The following is a 13800-nucleotide window of genomic DNA, read 5'->3' as shown; positions in this document are numbered from 1 at the left end:
AGCGGTGCCGGCCTTTTATCAGTTCTCGGCCCAGATCAGCCGGGCAATGGCGGAGGAGTCGAGTTCACCGCCTCCTTCCTGCACCAACTGTCCGATCAGGCCGGCCACCCGCTCCGCTTCCGGCAGACGGATGCCAAGCGACTGGGCAGTGTCCAGCACGATCCCCATGTCCTTGAGGTGCAGCTTGGCCTTGAAGCCAGGGGCATAATTGTCGTCGATCATGCGCTGGCCGTGGATGTCGAGTACCCGGCTCTGGGCAAAACCGCCCAGAAGAGCCTGGCGCACCGGCACCGGGTCCACCCCGCAGGCCTTGGCCAGCTTCATCACCTCGGCCACTGCCGCCACACCCACGCCAACGGCGATCTGGTTACAGGCTTTGGCCACCTGCCCCGCGCCCGAGTCCCCGATGTGAGTGATGGTGCGCCCCATGCTTTGCAGCACCGGGCGTGCCTTTTCGAGCGCCTCGGCCCGCCCGCCGACCATGATGGTCAACGTACCCTGGACCGCGCCCACCTCGCCACCGGAGACGGGGCAGTCGAGGAAGTCGATGCCACGTTCGCCCAAGCGACGCGCGATTTCGCGTGCCCCCAGGGGAGAGATGGTGCTCATGTCCACGCACACCAGCCCGGGTCGCCCCCCATCAGCCACACCGTCCGGCCCCAGCAGCACTGCCTCCACATCGGCCGTGTCTGAGACATTGCTCACGACCACCTCCACGCCGGACGCCAAGGCGGCAGGCGTATCGGCCCAGCACGCACCTGCCTCGAGCAAGGGCGCAGCAGTGTCCGGGCGCCGTGCCCAGACCGTCACCTCGTGCCCGGCACGCAACAGGTTGAGAACACAGGGGCGGCCCATAATGCCAAGGCCGATATAACCGACGCGCATGGTACTTCCTCGATAAACAGAGAGATTCAGACCGACAGCATACGCACAGAACGGCGCAGGGCGCCAGAGGGTCAGACCGCGTCCGGAGGTTGGGAGCGCGCCAGGCGCCACAGATCGAAGTCGGTGCCCTTGTCGAGGGCCTGGTTTTCCAGGAAATAGACGAAAGCCAGCAACTCGGCCACGGCCCGGTAGAGTTCCGGCGGAATGTGCTGGTCCAGGTTCACCTGCATCAGCAGCCCGACCAGGGCCGGCGAATCATGGATGAACACGCCCGACTCGCGGGCGCGCTCGATGATGCGATCGGCCATCTGTCCGTAGCCTTTGGCCACCACCTGCGGAGCCCTCGCCCCTTCGGTGTAGCGGATGGCAACGGCAGAGCGCCGGTTGTCGTCAGCGGGGGCTTCGGCCATGCTCTTCCACCGTCAGCCCTGCTAGGGTCAGTCCGCTGGCGGCCAGACCATTCTGCAGGCGGTCAGCGTGCCCGCGGATCAGCGCTCCGGTCTCGGCTTCGTCTGGAACCAGACTGATCTGTACCGTCTGGCCCGAAAGGCGCACACGCGCCGTCAGCCCGCCCAGCCCTGGAAGATCCAAAGCCAGCCGTGTGCTCCACGCCTGCGCTTCGGTTTCTCCCCCGTGCGCCTGCCGCTCGTCGGCACGCTCCTGCTCGATCACCATCTGCATCGGCTGGCCAGGCCAGGCCAGGCCCTGCAGTGGCACCTGCCGGTTTTCCAGCACATCCAGCTGCCGCTGCAACAGCTGTCCCAGTTCGGCACTGACAGGACGGCCCTCCGCCAGCCCGGCGCGGGCGTGCACATCGTTTCCCACCGCAAGGGCGAGTTGTGCCTGCGGTTCTTCGGCCAAGCTCTGAAGGGGCAAGCGGCCATCGGCCCAGGCCTGTACATGGGATTCATAGAAGAGGCCGCTCTTGGCCACCTGGCCCTGCAGGTGGTCGGCCATCTGCGCCGGTGTCTGCCGGCCCGCATCCAGGCGCACCTCCGCCGGTTCGCCCCGTGCCGAACGGCCTGCCTGCAGCAGCTCGGTCATGTAACGCGAAGCCGGGCTGATGTCCACTTCCACCGAACCCTCACCGGCCTCGGCAGCGGCTGCGTTGCCGCTCTCCACCAGGGCGAAGTTCAGCCCGGGCGAGACGGAGGCTACCCGCAACTGCAACGCATCGCCATTAACCTGCATGCCCTGCGGGATGTTGAGGGTGAAAATGCTGTTCTTGATGACGGCAACCAGCTGATTGTTGCCAAGGCGCTCGGCCACGCGCGCGCTGATTTCCTCGCCAACAGCCAGCGCCGGCAGCCGTGCGGGCAGAACGGCCGCGTCCAGCAGCAGACGCCCGCCTTCCCGCATCAGACGGACGGTATTCACGCCCTGCGTACCGGCGGCGGCAGGCGTATTGAGGTTCGGAATCATGAGGGAGAGTTGTTGCGGTAGAGCGATACGATCAGTTCCGCCTCGCTGCGCGAGATACCGCAGCGCTCGGCCACTTCAACGGCAGACAGGCCCATGCGTACCAACTGTATGGCCTGGTTATAGCTGCCGTTTCCGGCTACCGGTTCGGCAGAAGGGGTTGGCCGTGCGGGAGCACTGGCCCGCTGCTCCAGCTTCTCCAGCCGGCTGAGGGTGCGGGACAGTTCACGCTGCAGCTGGCTGATCTGTGCCTGCAGGCTGTCCAGGTGGCTGGCGGTTACGTCCACGCCGCCCGCCTGATGCTGTCGCCACCAGACATAAGCAGCTGCGCCCCCCAGGGCAAGCACCACGGCTACCGCGAAAACGATCATCCCGAACGTCATGGCCTTCCGTCCTCAGGGTTGCAGGGCCAAGGGCCCGGTGACAGCCGGATGCGGCTCAGCCGCGATAGGCATGCTGAAGCCGCCGCTGACGCGAGAGGTTCTGCAGTTCGTGCGCCAGCTCATCACGGTTCCGGGCACACAGCGCCTGCAGGGCTGCCGTCAGGGCCGCGGCCTCTTCCAGCAGGGACGCATCGCGACTGTCCGTCACGGCCTGATGGACGGCCTCGACAGAAATGCCCGTGCCTTCTTCCAGCAGCCCGGTCAGTGTCTCCCACTCACCGGACTCGGCCAGTGCCAGCCAAGTGCGCAGCTGGCTGACATGTTCCTCAAGCGTCATGCTTCACCATAGCTCATCGGGCCACGTCCGGGCGTGGCCGCGGGGGCTGCGGGGGCCTGTGGCGTGGCGGCACCGGGCTGGATGCCGGCCCAAGCCTCGCGCAGCTCAATCAGCAATGCCTCCACCTCATCAAGCAGCGCCACGTCGTTCTTCAGGTTGGCCTGCAGCAGGCGCTGCGAGCAGTACTCGTACAGCGCATCCAGATTCTGGGCCAGCTCTCCCCCCACCTCGGTGTTGAGCGAAGCGCGCAGCCCGTCATCAATGATGGCAATGCTCTTGCTGATCAGTTTGCCTTTATCCGCATAGCGCTTTTCCTGCATGGGAATCTTGGCCATCCGGATGGCCTGCAGCGCCCCGTCGTACAACATCAGGATCAGCTTGTGGGGGCTGGCCACCGACACCTCGGTTTCCAGAGCCGAGCGGCCATAAGCATTCTGCATTTGCCTTGAAAGCATCAGTATTTCGTCCTCAAAGGGTCAACGCAGCGTCAGGAACCGCTCTTCTGCAGCCCGGCAATCTGTTGGTTCAGGAAGGAGCTGGTCGAATTGAGCTGGCTTAGCAGACGGTCCATCGCGTTGAACTGGGCACGGTAGCGGGCCTCGGTCACCTGCAGGCTCTTGGAAAGTCTGTCCTGCTGCTTCTGCAAGTCTTTCAGCGAGGCATTCAGACCCTTGTCGAAGGCCGTCAGCGGACCGTTATCGGCCAACATGCTCTCTACTGTCTTGCCCAGCTGGAAGGAGAAGCCTTGAGTGTAGGTCAGCTTGCCCTTGTCGCCCACGGTGCCACCGGTAATCTCGATGGTCAAGCCTTCTACCGGCGTCCCTACCGCGCCGACGAGCTTGTTGCCATCGCCCCGGGCCGGGTAGCCCCCGATGGTGCCGGAAACGTTCTTGGACCCGGCCACCCCTGCACCGGGTGTAAAGCCGGCAAACTCCAGCCCGCTTAGCACCTCCACCTTGGACTCCTCCCCGCTCTTGGTAGAGGTCATCAGCAGCTTGCCCGTGGCGTCATCCACGGTGACGGATACCTTGCCCTTGGCTGCCGCCAAGCCAGCATCGCCGTTGATAGTGCTTTCCAGCGCCTTGGCCAAGGCCGTCGCGCTATTGAACGGACCTGCCGGCAAAGTGGCGTTAACCGTCACCCCATCCACCTTTACGGCAAAGCTCTGCCCACCCGTCAGGGAGGACGGCGTGGAACCGGCAAAGTTGTAACCGTTCACTACAGCATCCACCGCAACCTCATAGGTGCCGGCCTTGGTATTGGCCGTACTGGTGGAGAAGGAAAAGCCCGAACCTTCGATGGTGGCCCCGGTGGCGAAGAAACGGGCCACATCATCCGGAGCCTCATCAATCGCCTTGTTGAGCTTGGTACTGTCCAGACTCAACTGGCCATCCTTGGAAAAGGTCAGTCCGAGCTGGCTGGCAAACTTGAAGGTGCCCCCGTTATCGGTCACAGCACCGAAAGCGACGCGCAACTGGCTCTGGATGTTGCGGATGGCGGTGATACCGTTCAGCGGCGCAGCGGTACCGCTTTCGCCGGGCTTGGTGCCCGGCGTGGCTGCTGTCGCCTCTTTCAGCATCTTGTTCAGGTCGTTGTAGGATTTGACGAACTCGTCCAATGTCTTCTTCACACCGCTGGTATCGCGCGACACATTCATGCGCAAGGCAGCGTCGTCCGCATCCTGCGCCTTCTTGAGCGTGAGCGTCACCCCCTCGATGGCATCGCTGACGGTATTGGAAGGTTTGACGATCTTGAGGCCGTCAATATAGAACACGGCATCCTTGGCGTCCTGCATCGTGGTCAGCTTGCTACCGGCCGGGTCATGCGTCAGACCGGCCAGCGCAGATCCAGCGCCGCCTTCGGCCGTGATCTTAAGCGTGTTCTCGGCACCGGTCTTGGCAGAGGAATAGATCAGCCGGTAGCCGCTGCCATCATTGACGATGCTGGCGCTAACGCCAATGTTGGCCTTGTTTACACTGTCGCGAATCTCTTCCAGCGTCGCATTGGGGGCGATCTTCACCTGTTTTGAAAGCGTGCCGGACTGAGGCGTGAAGGTACTGCCCGAGGTGGTGCCAAAACTGAAGGTCAGCGTTTCCTCGGTTGCCCCGTTGACCGGGGTCTTGCTGCTGACGAAGGTGGCGGTGGCCAGCTTCTGCGATGCAGCCAGCGTTTCCACCTTGAGGTTGAAAGCCCCCACCGGGGCCTTGGACCCGGCGGAGATTTCGGCGACATCCTTGTCGGAGGTGGAACCGCTGAGGGTCTGATATTTGGTCGGGTCCTGAAGGTTCTTCAAGGCCGTCTGAAAGGTGGACAACCCGCCCTTGATCTGTCCGAGGGCAGAGATCTTGTCCTGATAGGTTTTCTGCTTCTGTTGCAGCTGCAGCAGGGGACGGGTTTCCACATTCATCAGCTTGGACACGAGATCGTCGATGTTCATGCCCGACCCAAGACCGCTACTTGTCAAACCCATGATCCTTCTCCCGTCATTGACCTGTTTGCAACCAACCCATCAGAGCAGGGCGTTCACGCCTTGTTCTTGTAGAGCACCCCGACCAGCTTGTCGAGGTCCTTGGCCAGCGCCAGCATTTCCTCGCTGGGAATCTGGCGGATCACTTTGTCGGTGGAGCGGTCGATCACCTTGACCACCGGAATGTCCAGGTCATCATCGACGCTGAACTTGAGGTCGCTGGCCACATTGCTGACCAGTTCGCTCACCTTTTTGGCTGCTTCGGTGAGCGTTTCCTTGTCGGCCGGGCGCTTGGCCTCGGCCGTGGCCGCTGCACTGCCGGTGGCCTGAATCGCGTTGGCCGAAACGGGCACCCCTGCGGCCGAAGCCTGCTGCACCGGCAGAGCTTGGGGGCGGACCGGCTCTTGCGCGGCGGATGAGGTGGAGCCGATGGCCGGCCCCAGAGGCGAGAGCGATGACATGGTGTACCTCCATGTTAAAAAGCCTGGCGTGGAGACCACGCCAGGCGTTCCAGCTTAAGACGCTAGGTCCCTCAGCCCATTTTAGCGCAGCAGCGACAGAACTTGCTGCGGCAGCTGGTTGGCCTGAGCCAGCATTGCGGTACCGGCCTGCTGCAGCACCTGGTTACGGCTCAGCTTCGCGGTTTCCGAAGCGAAGTCGGTGTCCTGGATGCGGCTACGCGATGCGTTCAGGTTCTCGGACGAAGTCTGCAGGTTCGAGATGGCGTTCTCGAAGCGGGACTGCAGGGCACCGAACTGTGCACGTTGACCGTTGATCGCTTGAAGGGCCGAGTCCACGATCTTGATGGCAGTCTGGGCGTTCGAGAAGTTGGTCACATCCAGCGAAGCCACAGTTTGCAGCTTGGAAGAGCCACTCAATTTAAGACCCGAACCGGCATCTGTTACGCTGAAGCTCTTTTCCGAGTCGAAGACGATGGTACCGTTCGCAATCGAGGTATTACCTGCGGTAGTAGCAGTACCAGCCACCAGGGCAGGGGTCGTACCCGAATTATTGTAACCACTCAGAGTGAAGTCACCCGAACCGGTAGCACTGGTCAGCTGGATATCGGCACCGGTCGCATTGGTCAGCTTGATGCCGCCCAGCTTGGAGTCATACTCTGCGGTCACACCCGTTTTGGAGGACGCAGCGTTGATGGCATTGATCGCCTCGGAGTAGTCATCCGCACTGTTAAGCGTGGCACCGGTACTGAACGAGACCGTACGCGCGGTCGAGTTGTCCGAAGTGATAGCAATCGAGTAGGTCTTGCCAGCCACCAGCGACAGGTTGGCCTCGGTACGTGCAGAAGCCGTCACGCCGGTCTGTTCGGTCAGGCGGTTGATGCCTGCAGCGATGGTTTTAGCACTGTCACCCGCAGCAGTGGTGTACTTGGCCGAGCCCAGCGAACCTGCAATGGTCACGTCCTGACTGGCAGTCACTGCACTCGTAGCATCCGGCTTGATGCCTGCTACGGTGACGTTGTTGTTACCGTAGTTGCTGGTACGGAAGTTACTACCCGTGGCCGAAATAGTCTGGTTGGCATTGGCGCCGACCTGGAAGGTAAGAGTGCCCGAAGAACCGTCCAGCAGTTTCTGACCGTTGAATTCGGTGGTCTGAGCGATACGGTCCAGTTCCGAAGTCAGCTGGGTCACTTCAGCCTGCAGCGCCTGACGGTCGGAACCGGAGTTGCTGGAGTTGGAGGACTGTACGGCGAGTTCGCGAATACGCTGGAGAATGCTGCCAGCAGAAGACAGCGCGCCTTCGGCGGTTTGCGCCATGGACACGCCGTCGTTGGCGTTGCGACGGGCCTGGTCCATGCCACGGATCTGGCCGCTCATGCGCTCGGAGATGGCGAGGCCGGCGGCGTCGTCTTTGGCGCTGTTGATGCGCAGGCCAGAAGACAGGCGCTGCAGCGAGGTGGACAGCGCGCTCTGGGAACCGGACATGTTGCGCTGGGCGTTCAGCGAGGCCACGTTGGTGTTGATGGTAAGCATGATCTGCTCCTTCAGTGTTTCGAACTGGGCGTCTTGCTTGCCGGCCCCTTGCCGGTGCGTCGCCTTCCCACCATCTATCGTCCCTTGCCAAAAAAGCTTTAGGGTTTTTCAGAAAAAATTTCTGCCGGCAAAAGAAGCAGCCAATGCTCGGTGCGTTGAAGGCCATGCCCCTCGAAGGCTGCCATACAGCGCGACAGATATTCGGGCACATGCACCTGGGCACGATAGAAAAGATAAACGAGCTCGGTCAGCTCCGCGTGCGATAAGGGCCGGCCCCGGGCGCTGGTCAGGCCTACGGCAGCGAAGCGCAGCATCAGATAATGCAGGACCACTACGCGCACCATCTTTCCTGCCGGCATGCCAAGCGGGTAGTGTTGCGTATAGCAATGGTTAAGTAGTACCCGCCCCAGGGCTTGGTCGATCTCCCAAGTGAGGGCGGTACCCGCAAAACGCTCACATACCAGTGCGTCCGCCTCCGCTCCCCCTCCGTCCTCCCGAACCCCCAGGCTTTGCAGTGCTTCTTCAAGCAGTTCCAGGTAGCGTGTGCGGTTGAAGGGCAGTTCCGCCCGAATGCGACTGGCCGCCGCCAGTACCTTAAGGTGCAGAAGGTCATGTCTAGGAAGGTCTTGCAGCAGTGCCAGCGCTTCTCCTGTCGCAAGCAGGCCTTCCCACTCATCGAGCACCGCGCCGATCTGAGCGTCCTTGGAAGTATCCAGCCCCGTACAGCCCTCCACCGCTTCGGCAACCAGAAGCTGTAGAGCCAGTCGCTGCCACACCGGCAGCTGCGTGGCCCCCATGCACCCCAGGAAGAAGCTCCGAAGCCGTTCCATGGTTTCTGGTGTCATGCTGGTGGTACGAAACTCCACATATTTGCGCACCGGCTGTTGGGAAGTGCGCAAGTCAAGCGCATCGACATCTTCGACAAGCAAGCGCGCCACCTCCGGACAGGAAGGTGAGGCAAACTGATCCATTACACCGTCGACTGCCTTACTGGCCCGAGGATAGGAAGAACATACATCTGGGAGCATCGTCTCACCATGCGTGGCATGGAGCTGACATAACCCGCTTTCCGACAGAAGCGCACAAGGCTGCTCCCGCGTAGCCCCTAGTTTCAGCATCCCGAAATTGTCGCTTCCGGGTTTGCCGGGGCCGCGCACCAGGGCCTGTTTAACCAATGGTTTCAGTGGGTCATCCTGCAAGCGCATCAGCTTGAGGTAACTCTCATGCTCGACCGGAACCTGCCAGCCATAGCAGCAGGTGTCCGGGCAGGTAGGACCCAGGCAGGAAAATTTCTCCAGATAAGCTGGGGCTATGACCTCAAGGTGCCGGGTTACAGACATGGTGCTTCCTTCAATTGGGTTCAGTCAGCAGCGTACGGATCAGCGCAACCATGGTCTCGATCGGCTGGCCAAGTTCGTCCTGGCGCAGCGTGACCGTGCACCGGCTCTCGCCCTTGCCGGCGGCCCAGTTGACCACCAGACAGAGATGCACGTACGGAATCTGCAGTTCGCGGGCAAGCGCGGCCTCGGGCATGCCCGTCATGCCCACAATGTCGGCGCCGTCACGCTCCAGCCGGCGGATCTCCGCCGCTGTTTCGAGGCGTGGGCCCTGGGTGCAGGCGTATACCGCCTTATCGACCACGGTCAACCCGGCTGAAGCCGCGGCAGCAAGAAGATGGTGACGCAGGGCGCGGTCGTAGGGACAGGTGAAATCGACATGCACCACGGGTTTGTCCACCCCTTCAAAGACAGTGTGCTTGCGGCCCCAGGTATAGTCGATGAGGTCGTGTGGCACTACGACGGTGCCGGGCGGCAGGTCGGGCCGGATCCCCCCCACCGAACCGAGGGCGACGATGCCACGCACGTTTTGCTGCTTGAGTGCCCACAGGTTGGCGCGGTAGTTGATCTCGTGCGGAGCCAGCGAGTGTCCGTAGCCGTGACGGGCGATAAACACCACGGGCTGGCCATAGAGCCGGCCGAAGGTCAGCGGACCGGACGGCTCGCCAAAGGGGGTACGCACCACCTGCCGGTGCAGGATTTCAAGTTCGGGGAAACGGGCAAAGCCACTGCCGCCGATAATCGCCAGCATGAAGATTCCTTCTCGTTGGAACGCGGGCGGCACCGGGGCCACCCCAAGGTTAGGGAAGGAAGCATAAACCATCCGGCGGCCGGGTTCTAACGGTGTTCGGGCCTTTCGGCCAACCCTTGCCGGTGACACCACCGCGCTAGGCTGCAGAAGCCGCTGGGGGACGCTACCATGAAGCATGCATCGGGCATGGCTGCCACCGCGCCCGCCTGCCCCTTTCATCCTTTACAGGAAACCGCCATGCGTCCGACCCTGCCCCTTGCCCTCGTCGGCAGCCTGCTGGCTGCCAGTCTGTCTGCCTCTCCCGCCCTGGCCGCCCAGACGGTGGTGGTGGTGGGTTCCAAGATCGATACCGAAGGTTCGCTGTTGTGCCCGATGATCCGTCTGGCACTGGAGGCGCGAAAGATCCCTGTGCGCGAGAAATGTGGAACGGGGGCCACGCAGGTGGTACGCAAGGCGCTCCTGGAAGGGGAGATCGATCTCTATCCTGAATACACCGGCAATGCCCCCTACCTCATCAAGGAAGCGCCCTTCGCACCGGATACCTTCCGCAGCATGCGCAGCGGTTTTGCGGCCGCGGCCAAGGCCGACCTGGAGCGCAACCGCATCGTGTGGCTGGCGCCGGCCCCTGCCAACAACACCTGGACAATCGCGCTACCGAAACGGCTGGCCGACAGCCAGAAGTTGCGCTCGATGGCGGACCTGTCCGCCTATCTGAAGGCGGGCAAGCCCCTCCGTCTGGTGGCCAGCCAGGAATTCGTCGACCGCGACGACGCCCTCAAGGCCTTTGAAACCACTTACGGCTTCAAGCTGAAGCCGGAGCAGCTGATCATCCTGCCGGGCGGGAACACTGCGCAAACCGAGGCGGCCGCCGCGCAGGGCACCAGCGGAGCCAATGCCGCGATGGCCTACGGTACCGATGGGCAACTGTCTGCGCTGGGGCTGGTGGCTTTGGCGGACCCGAAGGGTGCGGTGGTGGTTTACAACCCGGCCGTGACGGTACGCGAAGCCACCTACAAAGCCTATCCGGCCATCCGTGCCGCGCTGGAGCCGGTGTTCGCCAGCCTGGACGGTGCAACCCTGTCGCGCCTGAACGCCCAGATCGTGGTGGGCGGTCAGCCCCCGGCCAAGGTGGCGGAGCAGTACCTGCGCCAGCGCGGCCTGCTGAAATAAGGCTTTTGGCCAAGCATGCCCCGGAACGCGCGCTACAACCCGCTGGCCCTGGTGGCCAGTGCCATGGCCTTGCCGGCGCTGTGGCTGCCAACCTTTGTTGCCCGCCCCAGCCGGGTGCTGCCCATCGGAGAACTGGTCGGGCTGTGGCAGGCACCGCTGGCCCCGGCTGGCTGGGCTCTGGCGGTGCTCTGGGCCCTGATTGCCGTGGCGGCCCTGCTCCCCACCGCGCGTGGGCGAGCCCCTCTGCTGGGCCTGCTGACGGCGGTGCTGACAGGGCTGCTGACCGCAGGCGTGGGCTGGGGCAGCCTGCGCCTGCAGGGTGACGACCCGATGATACGCATCGGCCTCGCTGGTGGGGGTTGGCTGATGCTGGCCAGCTGCGGCCTTGTCTGGCTGGCGGTGCGGGCTGAAGCCGGACGCTGGCTGTGGCTGCCCGCACTGGCAGGGCTGCTGGCGTGGGTGAGCGTACCCTACGGTGGGCTGGGCATGGTGGCCGAGTACCGGATCTCGCCCGAAAGCTACCACGATGCCTTGCTGCAGCACCTGCGTCTTGTCGCGGCAGCCTTGCCACTGACGCTGGCCCTGGGGCTGCCGCTAGGCATCGCGGCGTACCGCTGGCAAGCCGCCGAGGCACCGGTACTGGCGGTGGCCGGTTTCCTGCAGACCCTGCCGTCGGTAGCGCTTTACGGGCTGCTGCTGCCGCTTCTTTCGCTGCAGGGCAAAACGTGGACCCTTTCCGGCCTGGGCGCAGCCTGCGTCCTGATCCCGCTGGCCGTCTGGCTGCTGTACCGGTTCGGCCCCGTGGGTCGCTGGCTGGCCGTGGCGCTGGCGGTGAGCGGCACGCTGGCCCTCCTCCCGCTGCTGGGCGTGGCGCTCCACAATCTTCTTGAGTACGCCCGCCCCTGGCAGGACACGCTGCACTGGCATCAGCCCTTGGCCGAACACGGCTTGCGCGGGCTGGGAGTGGCGCCAGCCGTGACCGTGCTGACCCTGTACGGTCTGCTGCCGGTGGTGGTCCAGACGCATCTGGGCTTGCGCGCGGTGCCGGCGGCGGCGCGCGAGGCCGCCCGGGGGATGGGCATGCGCCCGATGGAAGTGTTCCGGCTGGTGGAGCTGCCGCTGGCCCTGCCCTATCTGGTCGAAGGCCTGCGCGGCAGCCTGCTGTTGCTGGTGGGCCTGGCCTCGCTTGCGGTACTGGTCAACGGAGGCGGATTGGGCTACTACCTGATGCGGGGCGTGGAGCAGGCTGTGCTGGACATGGTGCTCCTGGGCGCGGTGTCGGTGGCGGCGCTTGCTCTGGCAGTGGATGCCCTGCTGCGCGGCCTGGTGCAGTGGCTGACGCCGGAGGGAGTGCGTCCATGATCCGCCTGGAGGCGCTGTCGCGCCATTTCGACGGCCACGCTGCCGTGGAGGACGTTTCCCTCGAGATCTCCGGGGGGACACTACAGGTACTGATCGGCCCTTCTGGCTGCGGCAAGTCCACACTGCTGCGTCTGATCAACCGCCTGATCGCGCCCACGACGGGCCGCGTGCTGCTCGACGGGGTGGATACCGCCACGCTGGCGCCCGAGGCCTTGCGCCGGCGTATCGGCTACGTAATCCAGGGGACGGGGCTGTTTCCCCACCTGACCGTGGCCGAGAATATCGCGGTCGTGCCCCGCCTGCTGGGTTGGCCGAAGGCTGCACGCCGCCAGCGGGTGGAGGCGTTGATGGAGCTGGTCAGGCTGGAGCCGGCCTTGGCAACCCGCTACCCTGCGGCCCTGTCCGGCGGCCAGCAGCAGCGGGTGGGCATCGCCCGTGCCCTGGCAGCCGACCCGGCGCTGCTGTTGATGGACGAACCTTTCAGCGCCTTGGATCCGGTTACACGGCGCCAGTTGCAGGCGGCGCTGCTGGACATTCAGCAGCGTGTGCGCAAGACCATCGTCTTCGTGACACACGACATGGAGGAGGCGGTACGCCTGGGCGACCGCATCGCGCTGATGCAGGACGGACGCCTGGTGCAGAACGGTCCGCCGGATGCACTCCTGCGTCATCCGGTCAACGCCTTTGCCGCCGCGTTCGTCGGCGAGGAGCGCGCCCTGATGCGCCTGGCGCGTCACAGTGTGGCGGACTTCATGCGCACCGAACCACCCTTCCCACTGGCCGCACCGGCGGTTTCGGCCAACCTTCCGGCACGTCAGGCATTGAGTCGGCTGCTGGATGGCCAGCCGGTACTGCTCGTCACCGGCCCATCCGGCGAAGCGGTAGGCCAGATCGCGCTTCAGGATTTTGCACAAGAATGAGGCCCCTGTTACGCACGCTCCTGCTGTGGCCGGTACTGTGGCTGGCCCTAAGCCAGACCGCGGCCTGGCAGTGGCTGCTAGCTCCGTTGGCTGCGCCCGGGCAGACCGTGCTGTTCGACCGAACCTCACTTGCCGCGCTGGCGCTGGCACATGTCGAGATCGTGGGCTTGGCGCTGGGTGCGGTGCTGCTGGTAGCCCTGCCCTTGGGGATATGGGCCACACGGGCGGCGGGCCAGCCGTTTCTGGGCGCGGTGCGAAGCCTCGGCACACTCAGCCAGACCATCCCCCCGGTGGCGGTACTGTTCCTGGCACTGCCCATTTTCGGCTTTGGCCGGCAGGCGGTGATGCTGGCGCTGTTCGTTTACGGGCTGATGCCCAGCATGCAGGGGGTGCTGACCGGGCTGTCCACTGTGTCACCGGCTGTGCGGGAAGCGGCACGGGGCATGGGGCTAGAAGGCTTCGACCTCTTCCGTCAGGTGGAATGGCCGCTGGCGCTGCCGGCGCTGCTCGCCGGTGTGCGAACCAGCGCGGTCCTGTTGACGGCCACCGCGACCCTGGCGCCGATGGTGGGCGTGGAAAGCCTGGGCACGCCCATCCTGGCCGGTCTGGCTGTCGACAATACCGCGCAGGTGGCCGAAGGCACGGTAGCCGTGGCGCTCCTGGCCATGCTGACCAGTGCCACACTGCGTAGCCTGGAGCATATCCTGACGCCCTGGAGCCGCCAGACCGCATGAAAAAGGGCGGCGCCTCTGGCACCGCCCTTGTGCTTGCCCTCAGG

The 13800-nt window shown here is 64.1% G+C and carries 15 protein-coding genes; 4 read left to right on the top strand and 11 right to left on the bottom strand.

The genetic code is table 11. From position 1 onward, the window contains the following. Nucleotides 1–18: 18 nt before the first annotated feature. From EV669_RS00240 to EV669_RS00190, 11 genes are all read right to left on the bottom strand, one after another. Entirely contained in the window at nucleotides 19–885 is an 867-nt protein-coding gene (locus EV669_RS00240; RefSeq protein ID WP_132097585.1) for an NAD(P)-dependent oxidoreductase, read from the bottom strand. A gap of 71 nt (nucleotides 886–956) precedes the next feature. Further along, the gene (locus tag EV669_RS00235) at nucleotides 957–1295 is read right to left on the bottom strand and encodes an EscU/YscU/HrcU family type III secretion system export apparatus switch protein (RefSeq protein ID WP_054287004.1); all 339 of its coding nucleotides are present in this window, start codon (nucleotides 1293–1295) and stop codon (nucleotides 957–959) included. Beyond that, nucleotides 1276–2307: a flagellar hook-length control protein FliK gene (gene fliK, locus EV669_RS00230; RefSeq protein ID WP_132097584.1), complete on the bottom strand. Its 1032-nt coding sequence runs from the start codon at nucleotides 2305–2307 to the stop codon at nucleotides 1276–1278. The genes EV669_RS00235 and fliK overlap by 20 nt, the downstream gene beginning before the upstream one ends. Further along, on the bottom strand, nucleotides 2304–2687 hold the full coding sequence (locus EV669_RS00225) for a DUF2802 domain-containing protein (protein ID WP_054287002.1): 384 nt from the start codon (nucleotides 2685–2687) through the stop codon (nucleotides 2304–2306). Before EV669_RS00225 ends, fliK begins: the two co-directional genes overlap by 4 nt. A 55-nt stretch (nucleotides 2688–2742) precedes the next feature. After that, complete coding sequence (gene fliT / locus EV669_RS00220) at nucleotides 2743–3024, bottom strand: flagellar protein FliT (protein ID WP_054287001.1); 282 nt, start codon at nucleotides 3022–3024, stop codon at nucleotides 2743–2745. After that, nucleotides 3021–3479: a flagellar export chaperone FliS gene (gene fliS, locus EV669_RS00215; protein WP_055434235.1), complete on the bottom strand. Its 459-nt coding sequence runs from the start codon at nucleotides 3477–3479 to the stop codon at nucleotides 3021–3023. The genes fliT and fliS overlap by 4 nt, the downstream gene beginning before the upstream one ends. A gap of 32 nt (nucleotides 3480–3511) precedes the next feature. Further along, nucleotides 3512–5494 carry a flagellar filament capping protein FliD gene (fliD, locus tag EV669_RS00210; protein ID WP_132097583.1) on the bottom strand — a complete coding sequence of 661 codons (1983 nt, stop codon included), beginning with the start codon at nucleotides 5492–5494 and terminating at the stop codon, nucleotides 3512–3514. 53 nt (nucleotides 5495–5547) lie between these two features. Continuing rightward, nucleotides 5548–5952 (bottom strand): flagellar protein FlaG, encoded by a 405-nt coding sequence (locus EV669_RS00205; protein WP_132097582.1) that lies wholly within the window; start codon nucleotides 5950–5952, stop codon nucleotides 5548–5550. 81 nt (nucleotides 5953–6033) lie between these two features. Next, complete coding sequence (locus EV669_RS00200) at nucleotides 6034–7482, bottom strand: flagellin N-terminal helical domain-containing protein (RefSeq protein WP_318271252.1); 1449 nt, start codon at nucleotides 7480–7482, stop codon at nucleotides 6034–6036. 98 nt (nucleotides 7483–7580) lie between these two features. After that, nucleotides 7581–8822, bottom strand: coding sequence for a flagellin lysine-N-methylase (gene fliB, locus EV669_RS00195; RefSeq protein WP_207913758.1), 1242 nt, complete (start codon nucleotides 8820–8822; stop codon nucleotides 7581–7583). A 10-nt stretch (nucleotides 8823–8832) separates the two neighbouring features. Then, nucleotides 8833–9570 carry an S-methyl-5'-thioinosine phosphorylase gene (locus EV669_RS00190; protein WP_132097579.1) on the bottom strand — a complete coding sequence of 246 codons (738 nt, stop codon included), beginning with the start codon at nucleotides 9568–9570 and terminating at the stop codon, nucleotides 8833–8835. Nucleotides 9571–9807: 237 nt separating this feature from the next. On the opposite strand from EV669_RS00190, the gene EV669_RS00185 reads away from it, so the two are divergent. The 4 genes from EV669_RS00185 to EV669_RS00170 are packed head-to-tail and all read left to right on the top strand — an operon-like array spanning nucleotide 9808 to nucleotide 13756. Further along, a complete protein-coding gene (locus EV669_RS00185) occupies nucleotides 9808–10740 on the top strand; it encodes a glycine betaine ABC transporter substrate-binding protein (RefSeq protein WP_132097578.1) in 933 nt (310 codons plus the stop codon). Nucleotides 10741–10755: 15 nt separating this feature from the next. Next, nucleotides 10756–12102 carry an ABC transporter permease subunit gene (locus tag EV669_RS00180; protein ID WP_132097577.1) on the top strand — a complete coding sequence of 449 codons (1347 nt, stop codon included), beginning with the start codon at nucleotides 10756–10758 and terminating at the stop codon, nucleotides 12100–12102. Continuing rightward, on the top strand, nucleotides 12099–13022 hold the full coding sequence (locus EV669_RS00175) for an ABC transporter ATP-binding protein (RefSeq protein ID WP_132097576.1): 924 nt from the start codon (nucleotides 12099–12101) through the stop codon (nucleotides 13020–13022). The genes EV669_RS00180 and EV669_RS00175 overlap by 4 nt, the downstream gene beginning before the upstream one ends. After that, nucleotides 13019–13756, top strand: coding sequence for an ABC transporter permease (locus EV669_RS00170; protein ID WP_132097575.1), 738 nt, complete (start codon nucleotides 13019–13021; stop codon nucleotides 13754–13756). Before EV669_RS00175 ends, EV669_RS00170 begins: the two co-directional genes overlap by 4 nt. The last annotated feature ends 44 nt before the right edge of the window (nucleotides 13757–13800 follow it).

The organism is Gulbenkiania mobilis (genome assembly GCA_004346645.1).
Classification (GTDB): domain Bacteria; phylum Pseudomonadota; class Gammaproteobacteria; order Burkholderiales; family Chromobacteriaceae; genus Gulbenkiania; species Gulbenkiania mobilis.
This window is presented reverse-complemented; position numbering and strand designations above follow the sequence as displayed.